This is a genomic window from Thermosporothrix sp. COM3, from assembly GCF_059696735.1.
On sequence record NZ_AP019376.1, the window covers coordinates 5315513 to 5340247 of the forward strand.

At 53.6% G+C, this 24735-nt stretch carries 17 protein-coding genes and 1 rRNA gene; 3 read left to right on the forward strand and 15 right to left on the reverse strand.

Annotation, left to right across the window (positions count from 1 at the left end):
• From purN to tilS, 12 genes are all read right to left on the reverse strand, one after another.
• Nucleotides 1-645, reverse strand: a complete 645-nt coding sequence (purN, locus tag KTH_RS22595; RefSeq protein WP_111325337.1) for a phosphoribosylglycinamide formyltransferase — start codon at nt 643-645, stop codon at nt 1-3.
• 28 nt (nt 646-673) lie between these two features.
• On the reverse strand, nt 674-1936 hold the full coding sequence (gene purD / locus KTH_RS22600) for a phosphoribosylamine--glycine ligase (protein ID WP_111325351.1): 1263 nt from the start codon (nt 1934-1936) through the stop codon (nt 674-676).
• A 20-nt stretch (nt 1937-1956) separates the two neighbouring features.
• Nucleotides 1957-3447: an amidophosphoribosyltransferase gene (purF, locus tag KTH_RS22605; RefSeq protein ID WP_111325338.1), complete on the reverse strand. Its 1491-nt coding sequence runs from the start codon at nt 3445-3447 to the stop codon at nt 1957-1959.
• A 72-nt stretch (nt 3448-3519) separates the two neighbouring features.
• Nucleotides 3520-4278 carry a phosphoribosylaminoimidazolesuccinocarboxamide synthase gene (locus KTH_RS22610; RefSeq protein WP_111325339.1) on the reverse strand — a complete coding sequence of 253 codons (759 nt, stop codon included), beginning with the start codon at nt 4276-4278 and terminating at the stop codon, nt 3520-3522.
• A 77-nt stretch (nt 4279-4355) separates the two neighbouring features.
• Complete coding sequence (gene purM, locus KTH_RS22615; RefSeq protein ID WP_111325340.1) at nt 4356-6212, reverse strand: phosphoribosylformylglycinamidine cyclo-ligase; 1857 nt, start codon at nt 6210-6212, stop codon at nt 4356-4358.
• Entirely contained in the window at nt 6209-9271 is a 3063-nt protein-coding gene (purL, locus tag KTH_RS22620) for a phosphoribosylformylglycinamidine synthase subunit PurL (RefSeq protein WP_211326337.1), read from the reverse strand. The genes purM and purL overlap by 4 nt, the downstream gene beginning before the upstream one ends.
• 208 nt (nt 9272-9479) lie before the next feature.
• Nucleotides 9480-10376, reverse strand: a complete 897-nt coding sequence (locus tag KTH_RS22625) for an N-acetylmuramoyl-L-alanine amidase (RefSeq protein WP_111325342.1) — start codon at nt 10374-10376, stop codon at nt 9480-9482.
• 187 nt (nt 10377-10563) lie between these two features.
• The gene (locus KTH_RS22630) at nt 10564-11574 is read right to left on the reverse strand and encodes an NAD(P)H-dependent glycerol-3-phosphate dehydrogenase (protein WP_111325343.1); all 1011 of its coding nucleotides are present in this window, start codon (nt 11572-11574) and stop codon (nt 10564-10566) included.
• Between the two features lie 163 nt (nt 11575-11737).
• A complete protein-coding gene (locus KTH_RS22635; RefSeq protein WP_111325344.1) occupies nt 11738-12601 on the reverse strand; it encodes a heme NO-binding domain-containing protein in 864 nt (287 codons plus the stop codon).
• Between the two features lie 132 nt (nt 12602-12733).
• Nucleotides 12734-13786, reverse strand: coding sequence for a pyridoxamine 5'-phosphate oxidase family protein (locus KTH_RS22640; RefSeq protein ID WP_111325345.1), 1053 nt, complete (start codon nt 13784-13786; stop codon nt 12734-12736).
• Between the two features lie 370 nt (nt 13787-14156).
• Nucleotides 14157-14741, reverse strand: coding sequence for a hypoxanthine phosphoribosyltransferase (gene hpt, locus KTH_RS22645; protein WP_111325346.1), 585 nt, complete (start codon nt 14739-14741; stop codon nt 14157-14159).
• 23 nt (nt 14742-14764) lie between these two features.
• Entirely contained in the window at nt 14765-16282 is a 1518-nt protein-coding gene (gene tilS, locus KTH_RS22650; protein WP_111325347.1) for a tRNA lysidine(34) synthetase TilS, read from the reverse strand.
• 111 nt (nt 16283-16393) lie between these two features.
• Between tilS and def the strand changes: the two genes are divergently transcribed.
• Nucleotides 16394-16924 (forward strand): peptide deformylase, encoded by a 531-nt coding sequence (gene def / locus KTH_RS22655; protein WP_111325348.1) that lies wholly within the window; start codon nt 16394-16396, stop codon nt 16922-16924.
• 76 nt (nt 16925-17000) lie between these two features.
• On the opposite strand, the gene KTH_RS22660 is transcribed toward def, so the two are convergent.
• The 3 genes from KTH_RS22660 to KTH_RS22670 all read right to left on the reverse strand — a co-directional run bounded on the left by KTH_RS22660 (nt 17001) and on the right by KTH_RS22670 (nt 21485).
• The gene (locus KTH_RS22660; RefSeq protein ID WP_137686143.1) at nt 17001-17360 is read right to left on the reverse strand and encodes a hypothetical protein; all 360 of its coding nucleotides are present in this window, start codon (nt 17358-17360) and stop codon (nt 17001-17003) included.
• 270 nt (nt 17361-17630) lie between these two features.
• Nucleotides 17631-20608 (reverse strand): 23S ribosomal RNA (locus KTH_RS22665).
• Nucleotides 20609-21107: 499 nt separating this feature from the next.
• Nucleotides 21108-21485: a hypothetical protein gene (locus KTH_RS22670; RefSeq protein WP_111325548.1), complete on the reverse strand. Its 378-nt coding sequence runs from the start codon at nt 21483-21485 to the stop codon at nt 21108-21110.
• Between the two features lie 821 nt (nt 21486-22306).
• Between KTH_RS22670 and KTH_RS22675 the strand changes: the two genes are divergently transcribed.
• Both KTH_RS22675 and cydB read left to right on the forward strand, forming a co-directional pair.
• Complete coding sequence (locus KTH_RS22675; protein ID WP_111325547.1) at nt 22307-23692, forward strand: cytochrome ubiquinol oxidase subunit I; 1386 nt, start codon at nt 22307-22309, stop codon at nt 23690-23692.
• A gap of 22 nt (nt 23693-23714) precedes the next feature.
• Nucleotides 23715-24725, forward strand: coding sequence for a cytochrome d ubiquinol oxidase subunit II (gene cydB, locus KTH_RS22680; protein ID WP_111325546.1), 1011 nt, complete (start codon nt 23715-23717; stop codon nt 24723-24725).
• Nucleotides 24726-24735: the final 10 nt, after the last annotated feature.

Here is a 24735-nt window from a genome sequence, read left to right on the forward strand (position 1 = left end):
TTATCGTGTCTGGCGCATATGCTCTTTGATCGCCTCAACGATTAATTCATGCTCAACCAGCTTGATACGCTCCTGTAGCGACTCCTCGGTATCATCAGCCGCAACCAGCACCTCGCGCCGACAGATTGGGGGGCCGGCATCCACAGCCGGGATCACATAGTGAACGGTGCTGCCCGTCACACTGACCTTTGCCTCGAGCGCCTGCCGGGGGGCATGCATTCCACGGAAAACGGGAATCACCGTCCCGTCAGAGGTCGTGTAGGTCTCGCCCTCGCCGCCATCAGGAATCAGGGCCGGATGCAGGTTGATGATCTGCCGAGGGTACTTCTCGATAAACTCGGCGGACAGAATACGCATAAAGCCCGCAAGCACGATCAGATCGATAGCAAATAGCTGTACCAGTTCATGAAGTTTGTTCTCCCACGCGCTCCGCTGCCGCCAGGGCAGATACAGGACTGGAAGCTTATGCTGAAGCGCCCGCTGGATACCATAGGCGTTCGCCTTATTGCTCACCACCAGAGCGATTTCAACACCCGGCAAATGGCCCCCTTCAATCGCATCAATGAGCGCCTGAAGGTTACTTCCAGAACCAGAAATCAAGACGGCAAGACGCAAGGTGCGCGGTGCCTCACTCTCACTCCTCACGTTTCAATGTCCTCTGTTCTATTGCACATTACCGCCCGCGTAATGCTCGATGAGCAATATCGCGTCGATAGTGCATGCCTTCAAAAGAGATCAGTTTCGCAGCCTCATAGGCTTTCGTAACGGCCTCTTCCAGAGTTTCACCGCGAGCCGCAACGCTCAGAACGCGCCCGCCAGCCGTAACCAGTTGCCCGCCGTCAAGCTTTGTGCCCGCATGAAAGACCTGCACGCCATCGAGCTGATTGGCCTCCTCAATGCCACTGATCGGCAGTCCGTTCTGATACTTGCCGGGATAGCCACCGGAAGCCAGCGTCAGGCTAACCGCAAAACCCGGATGCCAGAGCTCTTCAGGCGTGACCTGCTTCCCTTCAAGCACATCCAGCAGATCGGCCTTCATCAGAATCATAAAGGCCTGCGTCTCAGGATCCCCGAAACGTGCGTTATGTTCCAGCACCATCGGGCCATTTTCTGTCAGCATCATATTGCTGTAGAGGACGCCCTTGTAGGTGATATTGCGCTGCTTTAACGCCCGCAAGGTCGCTTTGACAATGCGCTCTTCCACCTGCTGCGCTTGCTCCTCACTCACGAAAGGCAGCGGAAGATAGACGCCCATACCGCCGGTGTTGAGGCCCTCATCATTATCGAAGGCGCGCTTGTGATCCTGGGAGAACTTCAGCAGCACATAGTCCTCACCATTACAGATCGCGGTAATGCTGACCTCATCGCCCTGTAAATAATCCTCAATCACCACGATATCGCCAGCCGCGCCGAAGACGCGCCGAACCATCATATCCGCTAACGCTTCCTGTGCGGTCTGCATATCCAGCGCGACAATTGCGCCTTTGCCTGCCGCATTGCCGTCAGCTTTCACCACAACCGGTGCACCATGTGCCTCAAGATATGCCTTTGCCTGCTCATAATCGGTAAATGAGCGGTGCTGAGCGGTGGGAATGCCAGCCTCGCTCATCAGTTCTTTGGCGAACGCCTTGCTCCCCTCGATCGCGGCTCCTGCTTTATCGGGACCAAAGACACGGAGCCCACGCTGCTCGAAGATATCAACGATTCCATCAATCAGCGGCGCCTCAGGGCCAACCACCGTATAGTCAATGCGGTTTCGCTCCACAAAGTTGGCTAAAGCCACCACATCCTCAGCGCTGATCGGGATGCACTCTGCATGGGGCATCATGCCAGGATTGCCAGGAGCGGCGTATACTCTGGCAACGCGTGGGCTCTGGGCCAGCTTCCAGACCAACGCATGCTCTCGCGCCCCTGAACCAATAACTAAAACGCGCACGTTTTTCATTCTCCTTTGCTCTATTTCTTCCCCTTGATAATAGCATCGCGAGGAACGAAGCTCAGCGGAGCCGGACCATGCTTGCGCTCAATCTGCGGATCAAACGGCCAGCCCTGCTTTTCCATACAGCCATAGCAGAACTCCCGGTTGAGCAACTCGATGCCTTCCTGATCGTTCAACTCATACGCATGCGCTCCGGCACTATGAATAGCGCGTCCCAGGCCGGGCAGACTCAAATAGCCCAGGCTCTCGACCCCGATATAGTCTGCCACTTCCTGAATGCTGCGCCCCGCCGCGATTAATTCGGTATCGCGTGGAATATCGATCCCAAAATAGCAGGGATGTCGCAACGGAGGCGAGCTGATCCGCAGATGGATCTCCTTCGCGCCATAGTTGCGCAATGCCGAGGCCAGCCGCTTGACCGTGTTGCCACGCACGATAGAGTCATCAACGATGATCAGGCGTGCCCCCTCGATCTTCGGCCGCACAAAGTTAAACTTCAGATCAACCTCTAGCTGACGTAAGCGCTGATCCGGTTTGATAAACGAGCGATCACTGTAGCGGTTCTTGATAATGGCCTGACTGTAAGGAATACCCGAGACCTCAGCGTATCCCAGAGCAGAGGGGATAGAGGAATCCGGAACGGGCACCACCAGATCAGCTTCAACCGGGTGCTCGCGTGCCAGTTCACGGCCCAATGCCTCACGCACAAAATAGGTGTAGCGGTCATTCAGGCGCGAGGTAGCGTCGGAAAAGTAGATATATTCAAATACACAGAGCGAGTGTGTTGGCAGATCGATCAGCATTTCGCTCTGTATACCATTCTCATCAATCGTAATCAGTTCGCCCGGCTCAACCTTGCGCACAAAAGTAGCTCCCGTGCGATCCAGTGCACAAGACTCCGAGGCAACGATCCAGCCATTGCCCAGACGTCCAATACAGAGCGGACGTAGTCCCCAGGGATCGCGAGTCGCGTAGAGCTTGCCGTTCGCCAGGATCACCAGACTGAATGAGCCACGCAACATCTGCATGACCTCATACATGCGATCACGGAACGTTTTTCCCTCGACGGAGAGTAATAGCCAGGCAATCACCTCGCTATCTGTTGTTGAAGACAGCGCTTCTGGTGGGAATGCATTCCGTAGCGTTGCGGCATTGACCAGGTCGCCGTTATGAGCAATCGCGATCGATTCCGCCCGGCCACCGACAACAAAAGGTCCGGCATTCTCGACACAACTGGAACCGGTTGTAGAGTAGCGCACATGCCCGATGCCGCATCTCGACCAGGGAAGATTTGTTCCGGAGTCGGGGAACACCTCGCGGACCTTCCCCATACCAACGCGATGCGAGATGGTGCCATCCTCGTTGTATACAGCCATGCCCGCGCTCTCCTGCCCACGATGTTGCAGAGCGCTCAGGGCCAGGGTAAGATAACGCCGCACATCCAGACTAGCATTGTCCTGTGGCGTATAGATCCCCACCACACCACAAGCCTCATGTAGTCGCTCCATGATAGCTCCTCTCTGGCATACTACCAGACGTATTCAGATGGTTCAGCCATAAAACCATGAAAACGCAAGACATTACAACTTCAGTCTGCCGGTCAGATCCGCAACCAGTGCGTAGCGGTCGGCAATATCCTGTAAACTATCCGCGGTGACTTCGCGTAGATTGCGGTACACTTGCTTGTCCAGCATGCGGTTTTTATCGCCACCGGGCCATAGACGCCAGCTATCATTGTCAATGACATCAGCCACCAGCAGTGTTCCTTCAGCGGTGCGACCGAACTCAATTTTCAGATCGACCAGCACAACATCAACGCCAGCCCAGGCCTGCTCAAGCACCTCAAAAACCTGACGGCCCATATTCGCCATCTGCTCAATCTCGGCCTCGGTAGCTATACCTGACTGAACGATATCCTGCGGCCAGATTTGAGGATCGTGGCGTACATCGTCCTTTAAAAAGGTTTCAATGAGCACCGGGTCAAAGCGCGTTCCCTCGCTCACCTCGGGATGCCGCTTGAGAAACGAGCCAGTCGCCAGCCGACGCTGTACATGCTCTATCGGGAGCATCGAGCAGTGACGTACCAGCAGCGTCACCTCATCGACCTGGCGGACAAAGTGTGTGGCAATGCCTGCCTCGTTCAACAGGTGAAAGACATTAGCCGTCGTCTGCGTGCTCCAGCGAGATTTTCCAGCCAGCTCATTGCGGCGGGCGCCATCACCGGCGGTAATAGCATCCTTGTTCACGATGTAGACCAGCGAGCTCTCTTCAGGATGCGCGTAGATCTTCTTTGTTTTTCCTTCGGCAAGCAACGGCCCAAATTCAGGCTTCTCGTTCATCTCATTCTCCTTCCACAAGTAGAGAACCACAAAGAGGGCGAACCTCACGGACCGCCCTTCTTCAAGGTCGTATCGGTCTATTGAATGACGACACCCTGACCGGCCTCGATACGACCGATCTGTATCAGTTCAGGAATGCGGCTTCGGGCCTCTACTGCTGCCTTAGGGGATAGGACCAGAACCATGCCAATGCCCATATTAAACGTCTGATAGAGCTCCTCTTTCGGCAGGTTGCTTAAGCGAGCCAGTAACTGGAACAGGGGTGGAGTCTTCCACGAAGCGGTCTGAATCACAGCCTGCAAGCCAGTTGGCAGAATGCGTGAGATATTGCCCTGGAAACCACCACCAGTAATATGCGCCATTCCTTTGATAATCCGTCCACGAATCGCCAGGTAGGAACGGAGATCCATAATCTCATGGAGATAGCTTCGATGCGGTCGCAACAACGCATCAACCAATGACTCACCAAGTTCCGGCAAGACGGTATCCAGCGAGTACGGAGCCAGCAGTTTACGAGCCAGAGAATAGCCATTTGTGTGCAGGCCATTAGAAGGGAAACCAAGCAGAACGTCGCCCTGCTCGATCGTTTGCGGGTTGGTCATCTCATTGCGCTCAACGACGCCAACAATCGTCCCGGCCAGATCAAAGGCCCCCGGAACATACACATCCGGCATCTCTGCGGTCTCGCCCCCAATCAGCGCACAACCGGCCTCCTGACAGGCCTTCGCCACGCTCTCAACGATCTGCGAAACCTGGACCGGGTCAAGCTGGCTGGTTGCGATATAATCGAGGAAGAAGAGCGGTCTGGCTCCCTGTGTCACCAGATCGTTGACCGAATGATTGACGATATCATAGCCAATCGTATCATAGCGACGCGCCTGTGCGGCAATCAACGTTTTCGTCCCTACACCATCCGTAGAGGCAACCAGCGCGGGGTACTGCATCTTTTTCAACGCCTCGGCGCTGAAGGCTCCAGCAAACGCACCTATCCCGGCCAGCACTTCGGGCCCATGAGAGGCCTGCACCGACTTTTTCATCAACTGCTTGGCCTGCTCAGCAGCGTCGATATGCACACCACTATCAGCATAAGAAGTAGCGCCTGTATCGGCTTTTTTGGTCGGCGTAGGGGCGCTGACCGCGACCATCGTTCTGGAAAACTGCTGAGCGTAGCTATAGGCATTCTGGAAGATAATCAGGCCATCGCCCTCACCGTTCGCCAGTCCCCGATGCTGCGGATGTTGCAGTGCGGAGACATAGCGCTCGGGATGCGGCATCAGGCCGAGCACGTTCCCCTGCTTGTTACACACGCCCGCAATGTTTCCCGCGGAGCCGTTCGGGTTCTCGGGATAGCTCACTGCCGAGCCGGTACGCCCGGTCGCGGTCGCATATACCAGCGGGACCATGCCGTTTGCCTCCAGATCCGCAATATCGCCAGAGAAGACAAAGCGTCCCTCCCCATGCGCGACCGGAATTTCCAGCGGACGATCAATATCCCGGGTAAAGATACAGGCGCTTGGCTGCGTCGCCAGCGTTGTCCAGCGGCATTCAAAGCGAGCCAGTTCATTTTCAGTCAGCGTCGCGCGTTGGGGCAGTCCGGTATCATCGAAGACGCCGGGCAACAGGCCAAAGCGCACCAGCACCTGAAAGCCGTTACAGATGCCAAGCACCGGGCGTCCCTCATCAACAAACTGTCGGAGCTGTTTCCCGAGATGCAGCATCAGCTTTCTGGTCATCAGGTTTCCTGCACCCAGATCATCAGCATAGGAGAAGCCGCCAGGGAGCAGGAGAAAATGGTAATCAAGCAAGCGATCTGGCTGCTTACTCAGCTCATTAATATGCACCAGATCGGTATCAAACCCGGCCAGACGGCAGGCATACACCGCCTCACGATCACAATTTACTCCGGGAGCACGTAGAACAATAGCGCGGGTCATGCCTGCCCTCCTTTCCAGGCTTCCTGGAGCTCTTCAACACTCAGGTTGATCAATTCTTTCTCGCCATTGACAATCACAAAGCGATCATCCTGCGTCACTCTGCCCAGATAGGTCAGATTCGCAGCGCCTCGCATCTGCAGTTCAAAGGCACCAACCTGCTCGGGAGTCACCTCAACCAGGAAACGAGTCTGAGATTCACTGAAGAGACGCACCAGATCGAGCGCAGCGGGCGTCACTTCTCGTAGGGTTGGCTCAAGGCGCTCCTCGTCCTTCGCTCTGACATTCAGCATACCAACCTGAGCGACATCGAGGCGCACGCCAAGCATACTCGCAAGTGACATCTCAGCCGCCGCAACAGCCAGACCACCTTCGGAGAGATCATGACAGGCACGAACCAGTCCCCTACGAATGGCCTCTCCAAGTGCTTTCATAGCCACAAAGGCAGTGGGAATCTCGACCTGTGGCACCTCGGTTTGTGGCAAGACATTATGCAGCGAACCCGGATCAACAACCTCACTCAGATGTGAGCCAGCCAGTTCATTGCGCGTGCGTCCAACCAGATAGAGCAGGTTTCCAGGCGTCTTGAGCGCCATATCTACCGTCTTTGCCGCATCCTCAATGACACTGACCGCCGAGATCACCAGCGTGGGGATCACTGGCAGGCGTTTGCCATCGGCACGGTACTCGTTATTCAGGCTATCTTTTCCAGAGATAAAGGGCACTTTGAACCCGACAGCGGCATCATAACAGCCCTTCACCGCACGGACCAGCGTGCCAAGCTGCTCGGGGTCAGTCGGATTGCCCCAACAGAAATTATCAAGAATGGCAGTTCGCGTGATATCGCCGCCAACAGCCGTAATATTGCGCAGTGCCTCATCCACCGCATTGACAGCCATATGGTAGGGATCTACCGTGCCATGCAGCGGATTCACACCATTTGAGAGTACAACCCCGGCCCGCGTTTCTTCACCCAGAACCGGCTGAAGAGGCTGAAGCACGGCGGCATCACCCGGGCCATTGCCAGCGCGTCCAACCAGCGGCTTGCGAATGGTCGCCCCCTGAACCTCGTGATCGTATCGGCGCACAACATCTTCTTTTGAAGCGATCGAGGGATGACGCAATAGCGCCAGCAAAGCGGGGCCATAGGAGCTACCAAGCGCATTCGCAGATGCAACAGAAGTCGTCGACGCCGTGTCGGGCCGCTTGCGCGTCCAGGTCGCCTCTAAGGTGCGCAGCGGGCAACCATCATGCAGAAATTCCATCGAGATATCTGCGACAACCTGCCCCTGATAGGTCACAGTCAGTCGCTTGTCGCGAGTAAACTCACCAATCACGCTGACCTCAACCTCTTCGATCTCACAGATATCTAGTAGCGCTTGCAGTTTCGCGGGAGGAACCGCCAGTACCATGCGCTCCTGCGCTTCAGAAAGCCAGATTTCCCAGGGCGCAAGTCCCTGATACTTCAACGGCGCATGGGCCAGCTCAACACGGGCGCCGGTCTTTGCCGCCATTTCACCCACCGCAGACGAGAAGCCACCCGCACCACAGTCGGTAATCGCGTTGTACAGGCGACGGTCACGCGCCTGGATCACCGCTTCCGTGACCTTCTTCTCGGTCATCGGCGCACCAATCTGAACAGCGCTACCTGCCTGCGTATTCAGCTCATGACTCATCTCGCCAGAAGAGAAGGTCGCACCATGAATACCATCGCGTCCCGTTCGCCCCCCCAGTACAACAATCAGATCGCCGGGTTGAGGCGCGTTGGGATGACTTCCGTGAGGTAACACACCCAGACAGCCGCAGAAGACCAACGGATTATAGATATAGCCCTTGTGATACAGGATGGCTCCGTTCACGGTCGGAATGCCCATCTTGTTTCCATAGTCGCGAACGCCGTTGACAACGCCACTGGCGATACGACGCGGAGAAAGGACGCCCTGCGGCAACTCTTCGACAGGTGTATCAGGCGGACCAAAGCAGAGAATATCGGTGCAGGCAATCGGCTGAGCCGAGACGCCCAATACGTCACGAATGACGCCACCAACACCGGTATTCGCGCCGCCAAACGGTTCAATTGCCGAGGGATGATTATGTGTTTCGACCTTAAACGCCAGATCATGGCTTCCGGTAAAGCGAATAATCCCGGCGTTGTCGCTGAAGGCCGAAACAAGATAAGGATGCTGCACCTCTTTGGTTGCACGCATGATATAGCTCTTCAGCAGGCCATGAATGGTTTCTTGTGCCTGCGTTTGCCCCTGCTCGTCCTGTTCGCGATACTCAATCGTCGCCTTGAAGGTCTTATGCGAACAATGCTCCGACCACGTTTGTGCGATTGTTTCAAGCTCAACATCGGTCGGCTCGCGTCCAAGCTCACGGTAATGGGCCTGAATCGTGCGCATCTCCTCAAGGTTCAGGGCAAGCAAACCGGAACGACTGAGCTCGATCAGCTCATTGTCATTCATCCCGGAAATGAAAACAGTCGTCACATGCACCTTCCGCTCGCTTGCATCCGCTTGCGCGACAGTGGTTGGCTGGACGACTGGTTGACCTTCGTTGCCTCCGCTTGCACGGTCCCCTGCACAATGGATCTCATAGGTTTGAATAACCGGATTAAAGAGCAGGGATTGCGCGATAAAACGAACATCCTCCTCGCTTAAGCGCTGATCAAGCAAGAACCGCAGACCGGTCTCAACGTGCTCAAGCCCCTGAATTCCCAGCATCTTCGCGCCTTCGATCACGCTTTCGGCCAGAGTATCAGTGACCCCTGGATGGTAGAAAACATCCACCGTATGCACGTCAGCAGCATATCCTACCGGTCGAGCCTCCTGTACAACGGGATCAACAAGCAACTGTTGCTTCAATTGCTCAAGATCCGTGTCACTCAGGGAACCGGAAAGGTGATAAAGCTGAGCGGTACGGATAAAAAGAGGGGTGTCAACAATCGTAGCGAGTGAAGGAAGAGAATGAATCGGTAATTGCAATATATCCTGGACAAGCTGCCGAGCATACCCATCGTATGAATCGGAAGTTGCCCGTACCTCTATTTGATATAATGTCACTTTTCTTAATCCTGGCTGGCTCTGGAAAAAAGGTCCTGTCAGAATGTTGTCCCACCAGACCAGTTTACAACACCTCATCCGATGGGACATGTTCATTGTAGCACTAAGTTTACACGGTGCGCAAATTACCATGAGCAATAAGTGTGTGCCTGACACTTATTGCTCATCTGGCAATGCATCCTGTTCTCAGAGTGCGCGTGCAACGTATTTATTCCTGGTGCGAAAGGCGTTGAAGCAGCGCCGAGAACACGTTGGCCGATTGCGCTTTCCCATACGGTGAGGAGAGATGGAGCAGGTACACGCTGCCACTGCCCGGAGGCCAGTCAAGCTGGTGGCGCGGATCATAGGCGACGATGCCCCGTTCAAACCGCTGAACAGCCGTTCCCTGCCTGGGGTAGAGTTCCCCGGTACGAGGGAGCCCCAGATAGGTCAGGCCATTGAAGCCATTTCCACCAAAGGAACGATAAAACTTGAGAATGGCCCCATAGATAGTCAGGCCGTTTTTCTTACAGCGCCAACGATCAGGGCCCGCGTCTTCAAAGTAGTTTGCGACCTCCGGATGTGAGAGACTGATCATATCTCCCTCCTCTAAAAAACGAAAGAGATCGTCCCAGGGATAGGGCCCGGGACAACGGCTTCGATTCACCGGATCAAGCGAAAAGTGGCCGGTAATGCCGCCGTCACCATCAGCCTTCCGCATTGGGATGCCATGACGCTGGCAGATGTGCAGAATGAGACGAAAGCTTGCATCACGCTGCGCATCCGTCAGCTCGTCCGAATTATCGGTGCTCGGCTTGACATGCTCAATGGAGATCGTGACATTATTAGGATTGACGTCTGTCGGCCACCAGGGATCATGGCCCGCGGTCAGACCGCCGTTGGCCCACGCCCCGTCCTTTTCGCTGACACACTGTACAATGGTTCCATCCTGACCCACCACATAATGGGAGCTTACCTGACTATCCTCACGCTGGAAGTAATAGCCGACTTCCTGTGCTGTATGAAAGCCCGCAGTACCATGAAGTACGATCCATTTTGGAGAGTGACCGTCCCGATTCGGGAAGTAATTGGGGGAAGGTATCCAGACCACACCATCCTCATCCATACATACACTCCTTCGATCCTATTGACTCAACTATTCGACGAGTAGAGGGATGTGAGTCAATTGCACTAAAAAGTATACCTAAAAATTGTCAGCTTGTGAAGGGATTTTGTCACAAAAAATCCGTGAAATGGAAATTTTCGGGAGGCACAGCATTTCAGCATATGCCTCCATATATCAGAGGAAAAGATTAGATGATGCCCTCCAGTTCTCCCTTTGGATCGCGCAGCATCAGTTCAGCAACCGCCTGATGAGGGTCCTGATTGTCAAACAGGACATGACTGAGTTGTTCGGTAATAGGTAACTCCACGTGATAGCGCTTTGCAAGCTGAAGCGCCGCCTTCGTCGTAGTGACGCCTTCCGCGACAGAATGAGTAGATTGCAGAATATCAGCAAGGCGCTCTCCCGCAGCGAGCCGCCGCCCAAGCTGCTGATTGCGGCTCAAAGGGCTGGCGCAGGTTGCGATCAGATCACCGATCCCGGCCAGACCAGAAAACGTCAGGGGATTGGCTCCAGCAGCGATCCCCAGACGCGCGATTTCGGCCAGCCCACGTGTGATAAAGGTTGCCTTCGCGTTCTCGCCATACCCCAGACCATCGTTCATCCCTGCACCAATCGCAATGATATTTTTCAATGCGCCCCCAAGCTCAACACCGACCACATCATCCGAGGAATAAACCCGAAAATAAGCTGTCGACAGCAGATCACGGCAGGTAATCGCAACAGCGGGCTCGACCGCAGCGACAACAGCGGCTGTCGGTTTCTCCTGCGCCACCTCCTGGGAGAGATTGGGGCCGCTGAGGGCCGCAAGCCGTTGGGCCGCGTCCGGAATCTCCTCCGCTACCACCTCTGTCATACGCTTCAATGTGCCTATTTCAATTCCTTTACTGGCGCTCAGGAGGAGCGTCTGCGCCTCAAGATAGGGCTTGAGCAGGCGCAGATTTTCACGCATGCGCTGTGAGGGAGTGACCAGGAGCACGAGATCTTTCTGAGAGACTGCCTCAGCGATATTGGACGTTACTTGAAGTGTGTCGGGGAAAGGAAAACCGGGCAGGAAAAGTGTATTCTCTCGTCTCTGCTGCATCACGCTTGCCCGCTCGGGCCGATGCTCCCAGAGGGTCGTAGCAAGCCCTTTCTTCGCCAGAAGACGCGCCAGCGTTGTTCCCCAGGCACCGCAACCGATCACACCGATAGCTACCATGAAATGTTCTCCTGACAATTCAGAATAATGCTTTTGCAAGAAGGACAATGTTTTTCTGGTTCATTGTAGCATAGCAGAAGAGCGAGGAATAGCCGTCAAAGAGGAAGACAGGTAATAGGAGAAAGGAAGGCAACCGGGAGGCTACCTCCCGGTTCCTGATATGCTAGCGGAGATGCGGAGCCGCAGGCACGCGCCAGTAGCGCCGACGGTCAAGCGGCTCATTGGAATTGAGCCCGGTGCTGGCAACCAGACCCGCCGCCTGTAGCTGCTGTAGTGCGATCAATAACGCGCTCGGGCGCAGGGTAGACGCCTGAAGCAGCTCATGTTGTCCCCGTCGCATGATTGCAAGCAGGTCATACAACATCAAGGCCTGCTGTGGATCCTCTGGGAGCACCTGCAACACCATTTCCGCCAGTTCTCGCTGTCGCTTCCGTTTACGGTTTGCTTCAGGATCCTGGAGACCCGATCTTTTGCCGGGAAAGAAGCGAACCTTCAACACACATGCCTCGGCTCCCTGCTTCATACATGCCAATTCTTCAATCTGAACCGTCTCCCCATAGCGTTCAGCCGCTCCCTCGATTGCTCCATAGAGCAGCGAACACAAGGTACGGCCATTTTGATAGATCAAGAAAAAGGCTAAGGGATCATCAGGAGCCTTTTCGTAGCGGAAAAGCGGCGGCGTTACCATTTCCGATGCGCGATGCATCTGCGCATGAGCCTCGCCCATTTTCAACAGCAGATCACGCCCGCTGGTCACAGAATCCAGCAGATAAGCACAACGATGGTTGGTGGTAATATTGGTGATAAAATAACGCCCATATTCCCGTAATAGCTGATCGACTGACACCCCTTGCGCCTGAGAAGCCAGCATGACGCCCCGTACGACCTCTTCATCGAGGTAAATGTGTTCAATCAAGGGCTGGTTATCCTGTGGTTGACCCATACTATCGCGATACCATGACAGAAACTGCTCGCCATAGCGCTCGCGTAAGTATTTTTCCCACGTGTAGACAACTAATCCATGCATATACTATTTTCCTTGCTTCCATTCCTTCTTTTTATCAATCTCTCGATAAAACCGCCAGAGAAGCCGTTACTACAACCTTTCAACCGTACGTTCGCTCTCGACGGCAAAAGAGCCCTGTCACCTCACCAAAGCTCAACTGTCGTATGTATGAGACGAAACGAAGTACGAAGGGGCGGTTGTGTTTGTATTCGCGCTGGTAAACACCAGATGCTGCTTTTTCCGATCCTGATTAAACCGGAGCTCTTTCTGAATCTCGACATCAGTCACGGTCAGGGCAACAATCCGTTCAGCAGCAGGGAAGTGGTGCAAACGATCAGGCGGAACATCCGCACGATCAAACACCTGCGCCTGCCCGACAATACAAACAGCCATCTGAGAGACATAATCCGGTACAAGTAGTGCCGCTTTTCCCGTTTCGAGAATATTCCCTATAGCCTCAAAAGCTCCATTCCCTCGATAGTCAGGAAGTAAAATGGTCCCGCGTGGACTTGCCTGATTCGGCGGCAACGTCACAAGAAAACCTTTTGAGCCCCCACGGTGATTGAGCGCGTATTGTCTCTGCTCATCGACGGAACAGAGAAAACAAATATGACGCTGCGCCAGATAGGCACGTACCAGAGGAGAGAGGTACGTATCACCCGCTCGTTTCACTGCTTCTGCCAGTGCGGCTTCACCGGTTGAGATCTCGGCGGAAGCAGTCAGACCGGCAACCGAACTGCGTACATAGCGAGAACAATGAAAAAAGGCTTGAGTTACATGCAGCAAAAGCCAGAAGGAATCGCTTTCCTCACCAAGCATCACCTCGGCCTCTCCCTGAACGCACAACCGCTCGCGAGTGGCGTGCTGCACAAAGCAATAGCTGAGCTTGACGGGTTGACCTGCTAACAGTTGATGAAGAATACCATACAATAGGTGTGCCGAGCGGTAGCGCTCGTGCATAAAAGGGATTTTCAGGACACAGGTATGAGCATCAGGGGTGAGAATGAAACCTCTATTCCCCGCAATAATCATACTACGCGGCTCCCATTGCATGCCGGGGCCAGAGACAACGCAGAATGATTGCCGTGAAATAAATGCTCGGGCCTCATCGCTGAGATAAGGCGTTTTCTTTCGATCGAAATCGGCTCCTGAATCCTGCGTCCCCCAACGTGCCCGGGCCTCCATTTGCCCTTTAGAAACATGCATGAAACCTGCCTCCTTGCGATATTAAAGTCAGAGCACAGCTACTGAGAATGGTGGAGAACCAATTGTAGCAGAAAAGACGAGGCACCCTTTTGCGAAAATGTTTCTCGCTTCCCCGTGTAGCTGCCTCTCGCAGCTCCCACATCGGGATATGTTCATACAATCACTTTGTGTGTTCCAGTGTATTCCTTCCGACCTGTAGATATAACTATACACATCCTTACTACGAAACAGCAAGCTTTCTCGTATCGAAAGGGTACAGCTTACCTATTTTTCCCCCATCATTGTCGTGAAAAAGGTGCCAGAAAGGAAAGCATCGCACCTTTTCGGGGAGATGAAACACGACAATGATAGAGGAAAGCTCTTTTACACGTTATCGCTTCTCGGCTGGACTGCTATGCTCTTTCTCTGGCTCTTCGGTTCCGCCATAGACGGAGGGTTTCAGGATCCCGATATAGGGAAGGTTGCGATAGTACTGTGCGTAATCCAGCCCATAGCCAACAACAAACTTATCTGGTATCGAGAAGCCGAGATAGTCAACAGGAACTGTCTTGGCCCGGGGCCGCTCCTTATCGAGCAGTGCACAGATACGCAGGCTCAGCGGATTGCGGCGTTTCAGCATGTCCACAAGGTATGCCAGCGTTAAACCGCTATCGATGATATCTTCGATAATCAGGACATGTTTATTATCAATGGGCCCTTCGAGATCTTTGACAATACGCACAATGCCGCTGGACTGGGTGCTATTGCCATAACTCGAAATAGCCATATAATCGATCTCCAGAGGCAGCTCAATCGCGCGGGCCAGATCGGCAATGAAGGGGACTGCCCCTTTCAGGGTACCAAGTAACAGGACGTTTTTGCCGCGGTAATCCTCGGTAATTTGCCGCCCCAACTCCTGAATCCGCTCCTGGATTTGCTTTTCAGTGAATAAAACTTCTGCGATATCTTCGTGCATGAAAACCTCTCTTCCGGCATTCTTTATTTTCTATTCTCGGACAGCACAGGCATTTGTTGAGTTGAATCAAAATAAACCAGAGACAAACGAACAATCTGTCGCGTCTCCGCCGTCAAACGGGCACGATGGTCAATGCCAATTCCCGCCAGCCAGACACAATGTGACTGATTGAAAAAGAGCGGAATAGAATCGCGCTCAAATCGTGGAATATGTCGATCAACCAGAATATCCTGTACCTTCTTCTCATGGTTCATTCCCAAAGGCTGCATCCGATCACCCGGTTGCCGCCTGCGTATCCATAAACCATCCCGGGCGCAGGCTCCATCAATATAGACAGTATACCGATCGGAGGGTAGCAGCCGCCAGACTGTTGACCAATCCTTCCGGCGCACCGCATCCCGGACCAGCTCAGTAAGCTCCACTGGCACCAGTTCGGCACTCGCTTTCCAGTGCATACCGGACAGCAACCGCGTACCGGGCACAGAGAGAGCCACCGGGAGGGGTTCCACCTCGACGCCTGTTTGTAGAACTGGTACCAGGAAAAAGCGCACCAATTCACCATTGCGCATCAGGCGTATCCGCTCCGGTAAATGGAATGAGTGCTCTTCACCGGTTTCCTGCGCAAGCAACTGTTCGATCAGCTTGTAATGGCGTAATTCCAGCGGCGACTGTCCGCCACACAAACGTGCGGTCACGCGGCGCAACAGATGTCGCTGAAGGGACAGAGGCAAGGCCAGCAGGGCAGCACGCCGAAGCTGGATCTCGTCCGCAGAACTGGAAAGAACCACCGAATCCCAGCATGCATTGATCTGTGCATCAATCCAGGCAGCATCGACCTGCATCACCTCTGAGGTACGCAGCAGCGTCGCTCGAAAGCCGGGATTGATAGACTCTAACAGAGGAAGCAACTCGTGCCGAATACGATTCCTGAGGAAACGAATATCGCTGTTGCTTTCATCTTCGACCGTGTCCAATTGATGCTGTGCACAATAGGCAAGCGTCGTCGCACGATCAAGCGTGAGCAAGGGACGAATAATATCGTGCTGCACAGGCTGCAAGCCAAGCATGGCAGTAATTCCACCACCTCGTAACCAGTGAAGCAGCAGCGTTTCAACCTGATCGTCCAGGTGATGCGCGACCGCGATGCGGCTCCCGGGAACCACGGAGCGGAGGAAGCGATAGCGGGCAGCTCTGGCGGCATCTTCAAGAGAGCGCCGCTCACGTCGCGCCAGTGCCTGTACATCCTCGCTACCCAGAGTGAAAGGCAGTTCCAGAGAGGCCGCCAACTGAGCCACAACCGCCGCATCTCGCTCGCTGGCCGAGCCACGCAACTGGTGATTCAGGTGAGCCACATGCAGGCGCACTGCGGCGAAAGCTCTTCCCGGTCCACAAAGGCGCGACAGGATATGGAGCAAACACACCGAATCTGTTCCCCCGGAGACAGCAACAACCACTGTCCCTTGCTCTGGCAGGAGCTGGTGTTCAAGAATATATGTTTTCACCGCCTCAACAATCGGGGCGGTGTCTTGTTCAAACTTCATAGTAAATTGCGCCTGGCATTCCTGTATGATACGATATAGATTAATTATAGAGGCAGAGTAGAGGACTCACAAGAGAGATAGTATCGCAAAACGACGAGGGTTGCATTTACAATGGCTATTCGTAAAATCATTACCATAGAAAATCCGATTCTGCGGCAAAAAGCGAAAAAGGTACGTCGCTTTGATCCTTCCCTTCAAAAGCTCGTCAACGACATGTTCGAGACTATGCACGCAAATAATGGCGTTGGTCTGGCCGGTCCCCAGATTGCCCAATCGATCCGCGTGCTGGTCGCCGAGTATGAAGATGAAGAGGCTGGAAAGCATTACAAGACCGCGCTCTTCAATCCTGAAATCATCAAAGCCGAAGGCGAAGCACGTGGAAGCGAAGGCTGTCTGAGCATCCCGGGATATCTTGGTGAGAACATTCGCCGGGCCACAAAAATCACAGTGAAGGCCCAGGACGTTCACGGCAAGCCGGTCAAGGTTCAGGCCGAGGGCTGGTTTGCTCGTATCTTGCAGCACGAGATCGACCACCTGGATGGCATCCTCTTTATTGATCGACTGGACAGTCCGGACGACCTATACGAGGTCAAGCCCGAGGATCTGGAAGAAGCCGCCGAGGAAGCGCCCGTGCTTGAATAGAAGAAAACGAAAAAGAGCTTGTTCCGCACAGGTAACAGGCTCTTCTTTTTATTTCATGCCTGCTCAAAGGCCCGGCCTACAATTTCTGTTGTTTCCGCAAAATTTGCACGCTCTGTTTCCCTAATGCCTGCTCACACTCCGGACAGACATAGAAACCCTCATCACGGTAGTGCAGCTCACTGAGAGGAAAGTACAGGTAACAGATGCCACAACGGCTTGAATCCGGCTGGCTGGCAACCTGGCGATCATGCTCAAACAGCTCACGAAGTGATTCCAGCATCTCTTCAAAATCAAAGGGTGACGAAGAATAGCTGAAACGCTCAGAACCTCCTGTCAGTTGTCCGGTCGGATGCGTTGCGCGCTCCCGCCGCGGATTGTAGCCATTCCCTCCAGTTGAGCTACTACCCATTCCTGAATGACTATGATAATTGCTCAAAGCAAGATTCTCCACACTTCTTTACAGACTATAGGGTGCGCTCTATCCGCTCATTATATCTCGAAAGCGGTATCTTGTCGATAAACCACAAGCTTCGGCGTGTAATCGAGCAAGTGAATAGGCTTTGTACAGCAAAAACACAATAAAAAAAGGCTTGCCGATTCGGCAAACCTTCTCACGTATGAAGTAGCGATTGAAAAAGCGTATGCCTCAATTTTGCCGAGCACATCAAACAGCGCCAGCGAAGTCGAAATCCATAAAGCATGCAGGTGAAACAAGCCGTTCGACCATTAGTCCCGTTCCGCTTCGCCTGTTACCAGACGTCCACGCACGGTCTATCTACCAGATCTTCTTTCTGGGGTCTTGGCTCCCTCCTCTCGGAGAGAGCGGGAAGACTCTTCTTGGGGTCGGCTTCGCGCTTAGATGCTTTCAGCGCTTCTCCTTTCTTGACGTAGCTACTCAGCTCTGGCCCAGGCAGGCCAACTGACGCACCAGCGGTCAAGCCATCTCGGTCCTCTCGTACTGAAGATGACTCCCCTCAATCTTCCTGCGCCCACGACGGATAGAGACCGAACTGTCTCGCGACGTTCTGAACCCAGCTCGCGTGCCGCTTTCATGGGCGAACAGCCCAACCCTTGGGACCTACTCCAGCCCCAGGATGCGACGAGCCGACATCGAGGTGCCAAACCCTGCCGTCGATGTGAACTCTTGGGCAGGATCAGCCTGTTATCCCCGGGGTAGCTTTTATCCGTTAAGCCACACTCCTTCCACTCGGGAATGTGGGATCACTAAGCCCGACTTTCGTCCCTGCTCGGCCTGTCTGCCTCGCAGTCAAGCTCCCTTCTGCCTTTGCACTCTGCTCGGGTGATGTCCATCCACCCTGAGGGAACCTTTGGACGCCTCCGTTACCCTTTGGGAGGCGACCGCCCCAGTCAAACTACCCGCCTGACCCTGTCCGCATGCCAGCTTCTGGCTCACGCGTGAGAAACAAAACACAACGAGAGTGGTATTTCACTGCTGCCTCCCCCTCCCCCACAAGGAAGGGTTCTCCGGCTCCCACCTATCCTACGCACGTCCTGCCTCGTTTCCAGGCCAAGGTGTAGTAAAGCTCCACGGGGTCTTTTTGTCCTGTCGTGGGAAACCCGCATCTTCACGGGTACTTCAATTTCGCCGAGTCCTCTGCCGAGACAGTGCCCAACTCGTTGCTCCTTTCGTGCGGGTCGGAACTTACCCGACAAGGAATTTCGCTACCTTAGGACCGTTATAGTTACGGCCGCCGTTCACCGGGGCTTAGATTCATGGCTACGCTCACCACTCCTCGTAACCTTCCGGCACTGGGCAGGAGTCAGCCCCTATACTTCCGCTTTCGCGTTCGCAGAGACCTGTGTTTTTGGTAAACAGTCGGTTGGGCCCATTTCTTGCAGCCTGCTCACCCCCGTGCCTCTCAGCACGAAAGCTACTCAGGCCCCCCTTCTTCCAAAGGTACGGGGTCATTTTGCCGAGTTCCTTAGCAGAGGCTCCCTCGATCACCTGGAGAGACGTCTCCCTGCCTACCTGTGTCGGTTTGCGGTACGGGCAGAGCTCGATCTCGCTAGAGGCTTTTCTTGGCGGCATGGGGGCCGATGACTTCCGCACCCTCTTCGGGCGCTCGGCCCTGCTGTCACGCTCCCTGTGGCCGGGATTTTCCTCGTCCACGCGCTTCAGACAGGGCACCCGTCCTGTCCATTCGACGGGCTCACCTTCCTGACCGCGTCCCCCCTTCACTCAAACGATCTGCTCTGGTGCAGGACTGTCCTACCTGCTCTCCATCGCCTACGGCTTAACGCCCTCGGCTTAGGTCCCGACTAACCCTGGGACGATTGACGTTGCCCAGGAACCCTCAGGCATTCGGTGTATCTGGTTCTCACAGATATAACGCTACTCATTCCGGCATTCTCACTTCTTTTCCCTCCACCAGTCCTCACGGTCTGGCTTCTCTGGTCAAGAACGCTCCCCTACCATTGATCTCACATGAGATCAATCCACAGCTTCGGTACGATGCTTGAGCCTCGGTACGTTGTCGGTGCCAGTTCACTCGACCAGTGAGCTATTACGCACTCTTTCAATGATGGCTGCTTCTAAGCCAACATCCTGGCTGTTATTGCGCACTGACTCCCTTTCACACTGAGCATCTTTTAGAGACCTTAGCTGGTGGTCCGGGCTGTTTCCCTTTTGACGACGAAGCTTAGCCCCCGCCGTCTCACTCACAGGGACCCACTCGTGGCATTCGTAGTTTGATTGGGTTTGGTAACCAGCACTTGGCCCCTAGCCCATTCAGGGCTCTACCTCCACGAGCGTCTTTTCCTGTGGCTGCACCTCAATGCATTTCGGGGAGAACCAGCTATCTCCGTGTTCGATTGGCATTTCACCCCTACCCACAAGTCCTCCCCCAGTTTTGCAACACTGGTGGGTGCGAGCCTCGACGAACTTTCACATTCGCTTCACTCTGCTCATGGGTAGCTCACACGGTTTCGGGTCGGTTCCTTGCCACCCTGTGCGCCCTCTTCAGACTCGGTTTCCCTCTGGCTCCCCTTCTTTACCGAAGGTTAACCTGCGACAACGAACCACTCGCCGGATCATTCTACAAAAGGCACGCCATCAGTCCTTAGTCCTCCTTGAGGACAGTGACCTCTGACAGCTTGTGAGTACGTGGTTTCAGGGTCTCTTTCATCCCCCTCTCGGGGTGCTTTTCACCTTTCCCTCACGGTACTGGTTCACTATCGGTTGCCAAACGTGTTTAGCCTTGGAGGGTGGTCCCCCCAGCTTCCCACAAGGTTTCACGTGCCTCGTGGTACTCAGGATCCCTGCGCTTGCACCGCCGCCGTTCTCTACGGGACTCTCACCCGCTCCGGTCAGGCGTTCCAGCCTGTTCGAGTAGCAGTTGTGCAAGGGAGTGCAGGTCCTACAACCCCACCCGTTCCGAAGAACGAATGGTTTGGGCTCTTCCCGGTTCGCTCGCCACTACTACGGGAATCTCGGTTGATTTCTTTTCGTCGGGTTACTGAGATGTTTCAGTTCACCCACTGCCCTCCACCTTGCCTATGGGTTCAGCAAGGGGTATCCAGACATCACTCTGGATGGGTTGCCCCATTCGGACTCTCAGGGCTCATCGCTTGGATGCAGCTCCCCCTGAACGTTTCGCCGGTCTCCGCGTCCTTCATCGGCGTTTGGCACCTGGGCATCCACCTCGTACTCTTGTGCGCTTGTTCTCTACCTGTTTGCTAAAGAATCTCGACTTCGCTTTTGCTGTCTGATTTTATACTCAGCAAAATTGAAGCATACACTATTCAATTTTCTATGTGCGATGGCGAAGCCAGAAGCTCCACCTGATGTTTTCTTTGTTCTTCTGCCTTTTCCATAACTGTGTCATGGGCATACATATCCCGCGACTCTTAATAATCAGGGGAAATGTTACTGTCCCTTGAAGAACCACATTACCGTGGTACAGTTACAGAAATCGGAGGCCTTTGACTGATTTATTGTCTCAAGCTCTCCATCGAAGGCTTACATAATATCGCATATTCCTGGAAATTTGTCAAGCGTTTTTGGGGGAGATTTTTTTATCTGCTCTTTCTCGAATTCGTCAAAGCCAGCAGGGGATAAAAAAGAGGGAAGCGTATCTGCTTCCCTCGCAAGGATCATTTCTCAATCACTTTGATAATCAGAATAAGAACGACTAAAAAAACGCTTCTACTACTCTGTTTTTTGTTATCTCTCAGAACCAGAGAGCACGGCATCCCGCTGTGTTGTGAGCGTTTCTTCTCCAGGAGAAGCAGCCGCCGGAACAGCCAGGCGGATCGTACGCTCGATCAGATTGACTTTAATCTCCGCTCCAATTTTATTTAAGAGCACCCGTAGAGGCGCAGGCTTACGATCATCAGAGACAGACATCATGCGCATAATCTCAAACTGGACTAAAGGCATTTCACCCTGACAGAGAGTGAAGACATCATAGATGGCCGTTCGTCCATTGGCCCAGGCAGCGCGATGGATCACGTTATATGGCGATTCAGCCTCAACATGTTCCAGCATCACCCGCCACGCCGTCAAGGGATGCCATTCGTAGGTTGTTTGCTTGTTAGACATATGTGATAGTGTACTACTTACGTTTTCCTCGCTCAAGCAAGACATAATACTATAGGACCTCAGTACCAATACAAGGAACGAATCTGAAAAGCGTCTGGTTTCTCATAAAGAGAACGAAACGGATGCACCGCTTTACTATAACAAAAGGAACGAAGAAGCTCTTCCCATCCACCCATCTGTCTTACCGGGAGGAAGCTCATCAAATGAGGGGCTTCACCGGTAAAAACGCAACTACTCCATGCTATCGGCAGATATCCTTTCTTTTTCAACGAGAGAGCGTTCAGCGAGAACTGGCGGCTCTATTGCACTCGCGATAGCAATATACGCAGGGAGAAGCCTTGTGCTTGCGCATCTCTTCTCAGGTCTGCACCAGCATTGATCCGAGAATTCTCTGAAACAGGATACCTCTTTCATTGAACAATACATTTCTTATTCTTCATTCATTTATTCTTCCATTCAGTTTATAGTAATCCTATTTTGCCATGCAGAAAAGTCCATCCTTACAGCACCACCTTAGGGGATACAGTAGAGTTTTTGCGAATTCCCCTAAGGTGTTTTCCGCCCCCCAGCACAGTAGAGCTTTCCGGTCTCTCTAAAGTGTACTGATTACACTAAGGAGTTTTCCGTATGAGTATCCCTACATTGTCAGGTACTTTCCGGATGAGAAAAATCAGGAAAAGGTGGCCTTAAAATATGGAATTCCTCCGATGCCGAGAGAGAGCTTCCTATGGCACTATAGAAGCGACGAGAGAGAAACTGTAACGCAGATAAAGGTTCGTCTTGGGATGGGACGAACAGGTAGGCAAGGAGTTATTGAACACATGGATCCAGTCACACTGGCACGACTACAATTCGGCACAACGATTGTTTACCATTACCTCTTTGTGCCGCTGACGCTTGGGCTCGGCCTTATGATCGCCATAATGGAAACAATCTATGTGCGCAGTGGCAACGACACCTATAAGCGAATGGCCCAATTCTGGGGCAAGCTTTTTCTGATAAACTTTGCGATGGGCGTTGTAACCGGCATTGTGCAGGAATTCCAGTTCGGCATGAACTGGTCTGAGCACTCCCGCTTTGTCGGTGATATTATTGGTGCCCCGCTTGCGATTGAAGGTATCCTTGCATTCTTTATTGAATCAACCTTCCTCGGTCTCTGGATGTTCGGGTGGGGGCATCTGCCGAAAAAGATACACCTTGCGACGATCTGGATGGTTGTCTTAGGCACGCACCTCTCGACCTTCTGGATTCTGGTAGCAAACTCCTTTATGCAGAACCCGGTCGGTTATACGATTCGGAACGGGCGGGCCGAACTGACAGACTTCCAGGCTCTGATTACCAACCCTCAACTCTGGGTACGGCTTCCCCATATCATCGCCGGCGGGCTGGTTACCGGAGCCTTCTTTGTCATAGCGGTGAGTGCATATCACCTGCTTAAGAAGCGAGGTGCAACCGATTTCTTCCATCGTTCGGCCAAAATCGGGATTATTGCGGCTCTGATCGGCAGTATTGTGGTTACCCTTGCCGGTCATTTCCAGGGACAGTATCTGGTCCATATTCAACCGATGAAAACCGCAGCCTCCGAAGGTTTATGGGAAACCGAGAACCCGGCAGGCCTGTCCCTCTTCTCTATTATCGATGAAAAGAATCAGCGTAACATTGTTGATATTCAAATTCCCTTTGGCCTCTCGTTCATGCTGAACAACACCTTCACAGGCGAAGTCAAAGGCATTAAAGACCTGCAAGCGCAATATGAGAATACCTATGGTCCTGGTAACTACATTCCACCGGTCAACGTGTCCTATTGGAGCTTCCGCTTCATGGTCGGCGCGGGCGTGCTCATGATCCTGTTCTCACTTGCCGCGGCCTTCTTGCTCTGGAAAAAGCAGCTTGCACAGAAGCGGTTCTTCCTGATCCTGCTTATCTGTTCGATTGTGCTCCCCTATGTAGCAAACGCTGGCGGCTGGATACTGACCGAAATGGGTCGTCAGCCCTGGCTGGTTTACGGTGTGGAGCAGACCGCGCATGGCGTCTCAACAACCGTCAGTGCAGGAATGATCCTTTTCACGCTAAGCATCTATGTTCTACTGTACGCGGCACTCGCAGTTGTCGATGGATTCATAATGATCAAGTTTGCACGCAAACAAGTCGAGACGGAAGAGATCATTGTGAAGCCCGACGAGATCCATCTGCTTGGTGTGCGGTAGACAGGAAGGAGAACGCACTATTATGGATCTGCATATCCTCTGGTTTATCCTGATCGCCGTCCTGTTTGCCGGTTTCTTCATGCTGGAAGGCTTTGACTATGGCGTCGGTATTCTTCTGCCATTCCTGGGCAAAACGGACGAAGAACGCAGAGTCGTCATTAATTCGATTGGTCCTTTCTGGGATGCGAACGAGGTCTGGCTGATCGTAGCGGGCGGCGCGATGTTTGCCGCCTTCCCGCACTGGTACGCAACGCTCTTCAGCGGCTTCTATATCGCGCTGTTCCTGATTCTGGTAGCGCTTATTCTGCGCGGTGTTGCCTTCGAGTTTCGGAGCAAACATGAGACCAATCGATGGCGTCGCTTCTGGGATGCCATGATCTTTGTGGGAAGTATCGTTCCCAGTTTCCTCTGGGGTGTTGCCATCGCGCACTTTATTGCAGGCGCTCCGATTAATGAGAAGATGCAATACACGGGCACCATCTGGGATCAACTCTCGCCCTTTGCCCTGCTGACCGGCTGCGCCTTTGTAATTATGTTCGCGCTCCACGGAGCCATCTTCCTGAGCTTGAAGACAGAGGCCCCGATCATGGAGCGAGCGCGTCGCGCGGCTCGACGGCTCTGGCTACCCGCCGTTGTTCTGGCCGCAGTGTTTGTCGTCGGTAGCTACCTGAGCAGTAACGCGTTCCAGCGCCTCGATGCTATCCGCGTCGGCGTCCTGGTTATCAGTGCCCTGGCAATTCTTTCGACCGGGCTCCTGCTGCTGACAAAGCGCGAGGGATGGGCGTTTACGATGAGCTGTGTGACCATTCTCCTCACAGCGGTTGTCATCGCGAGCGGCATGTTCCCGAACGTGATGATTTCGACCCTGAATCCGGCCTGGAACCTGACCATCTACAACGCGTCATCGAGCTCATATACACTGCAAATTATTAGCTGGGTCAGTCTGAGCGCCCTTCCGTTTGTGCTCCTCTATCAGGCGTGGAACTACTGGGTCTTCCGCAAACGTGTCGGAGGGCACTCGCTCCACTATTAGCAAACTATAA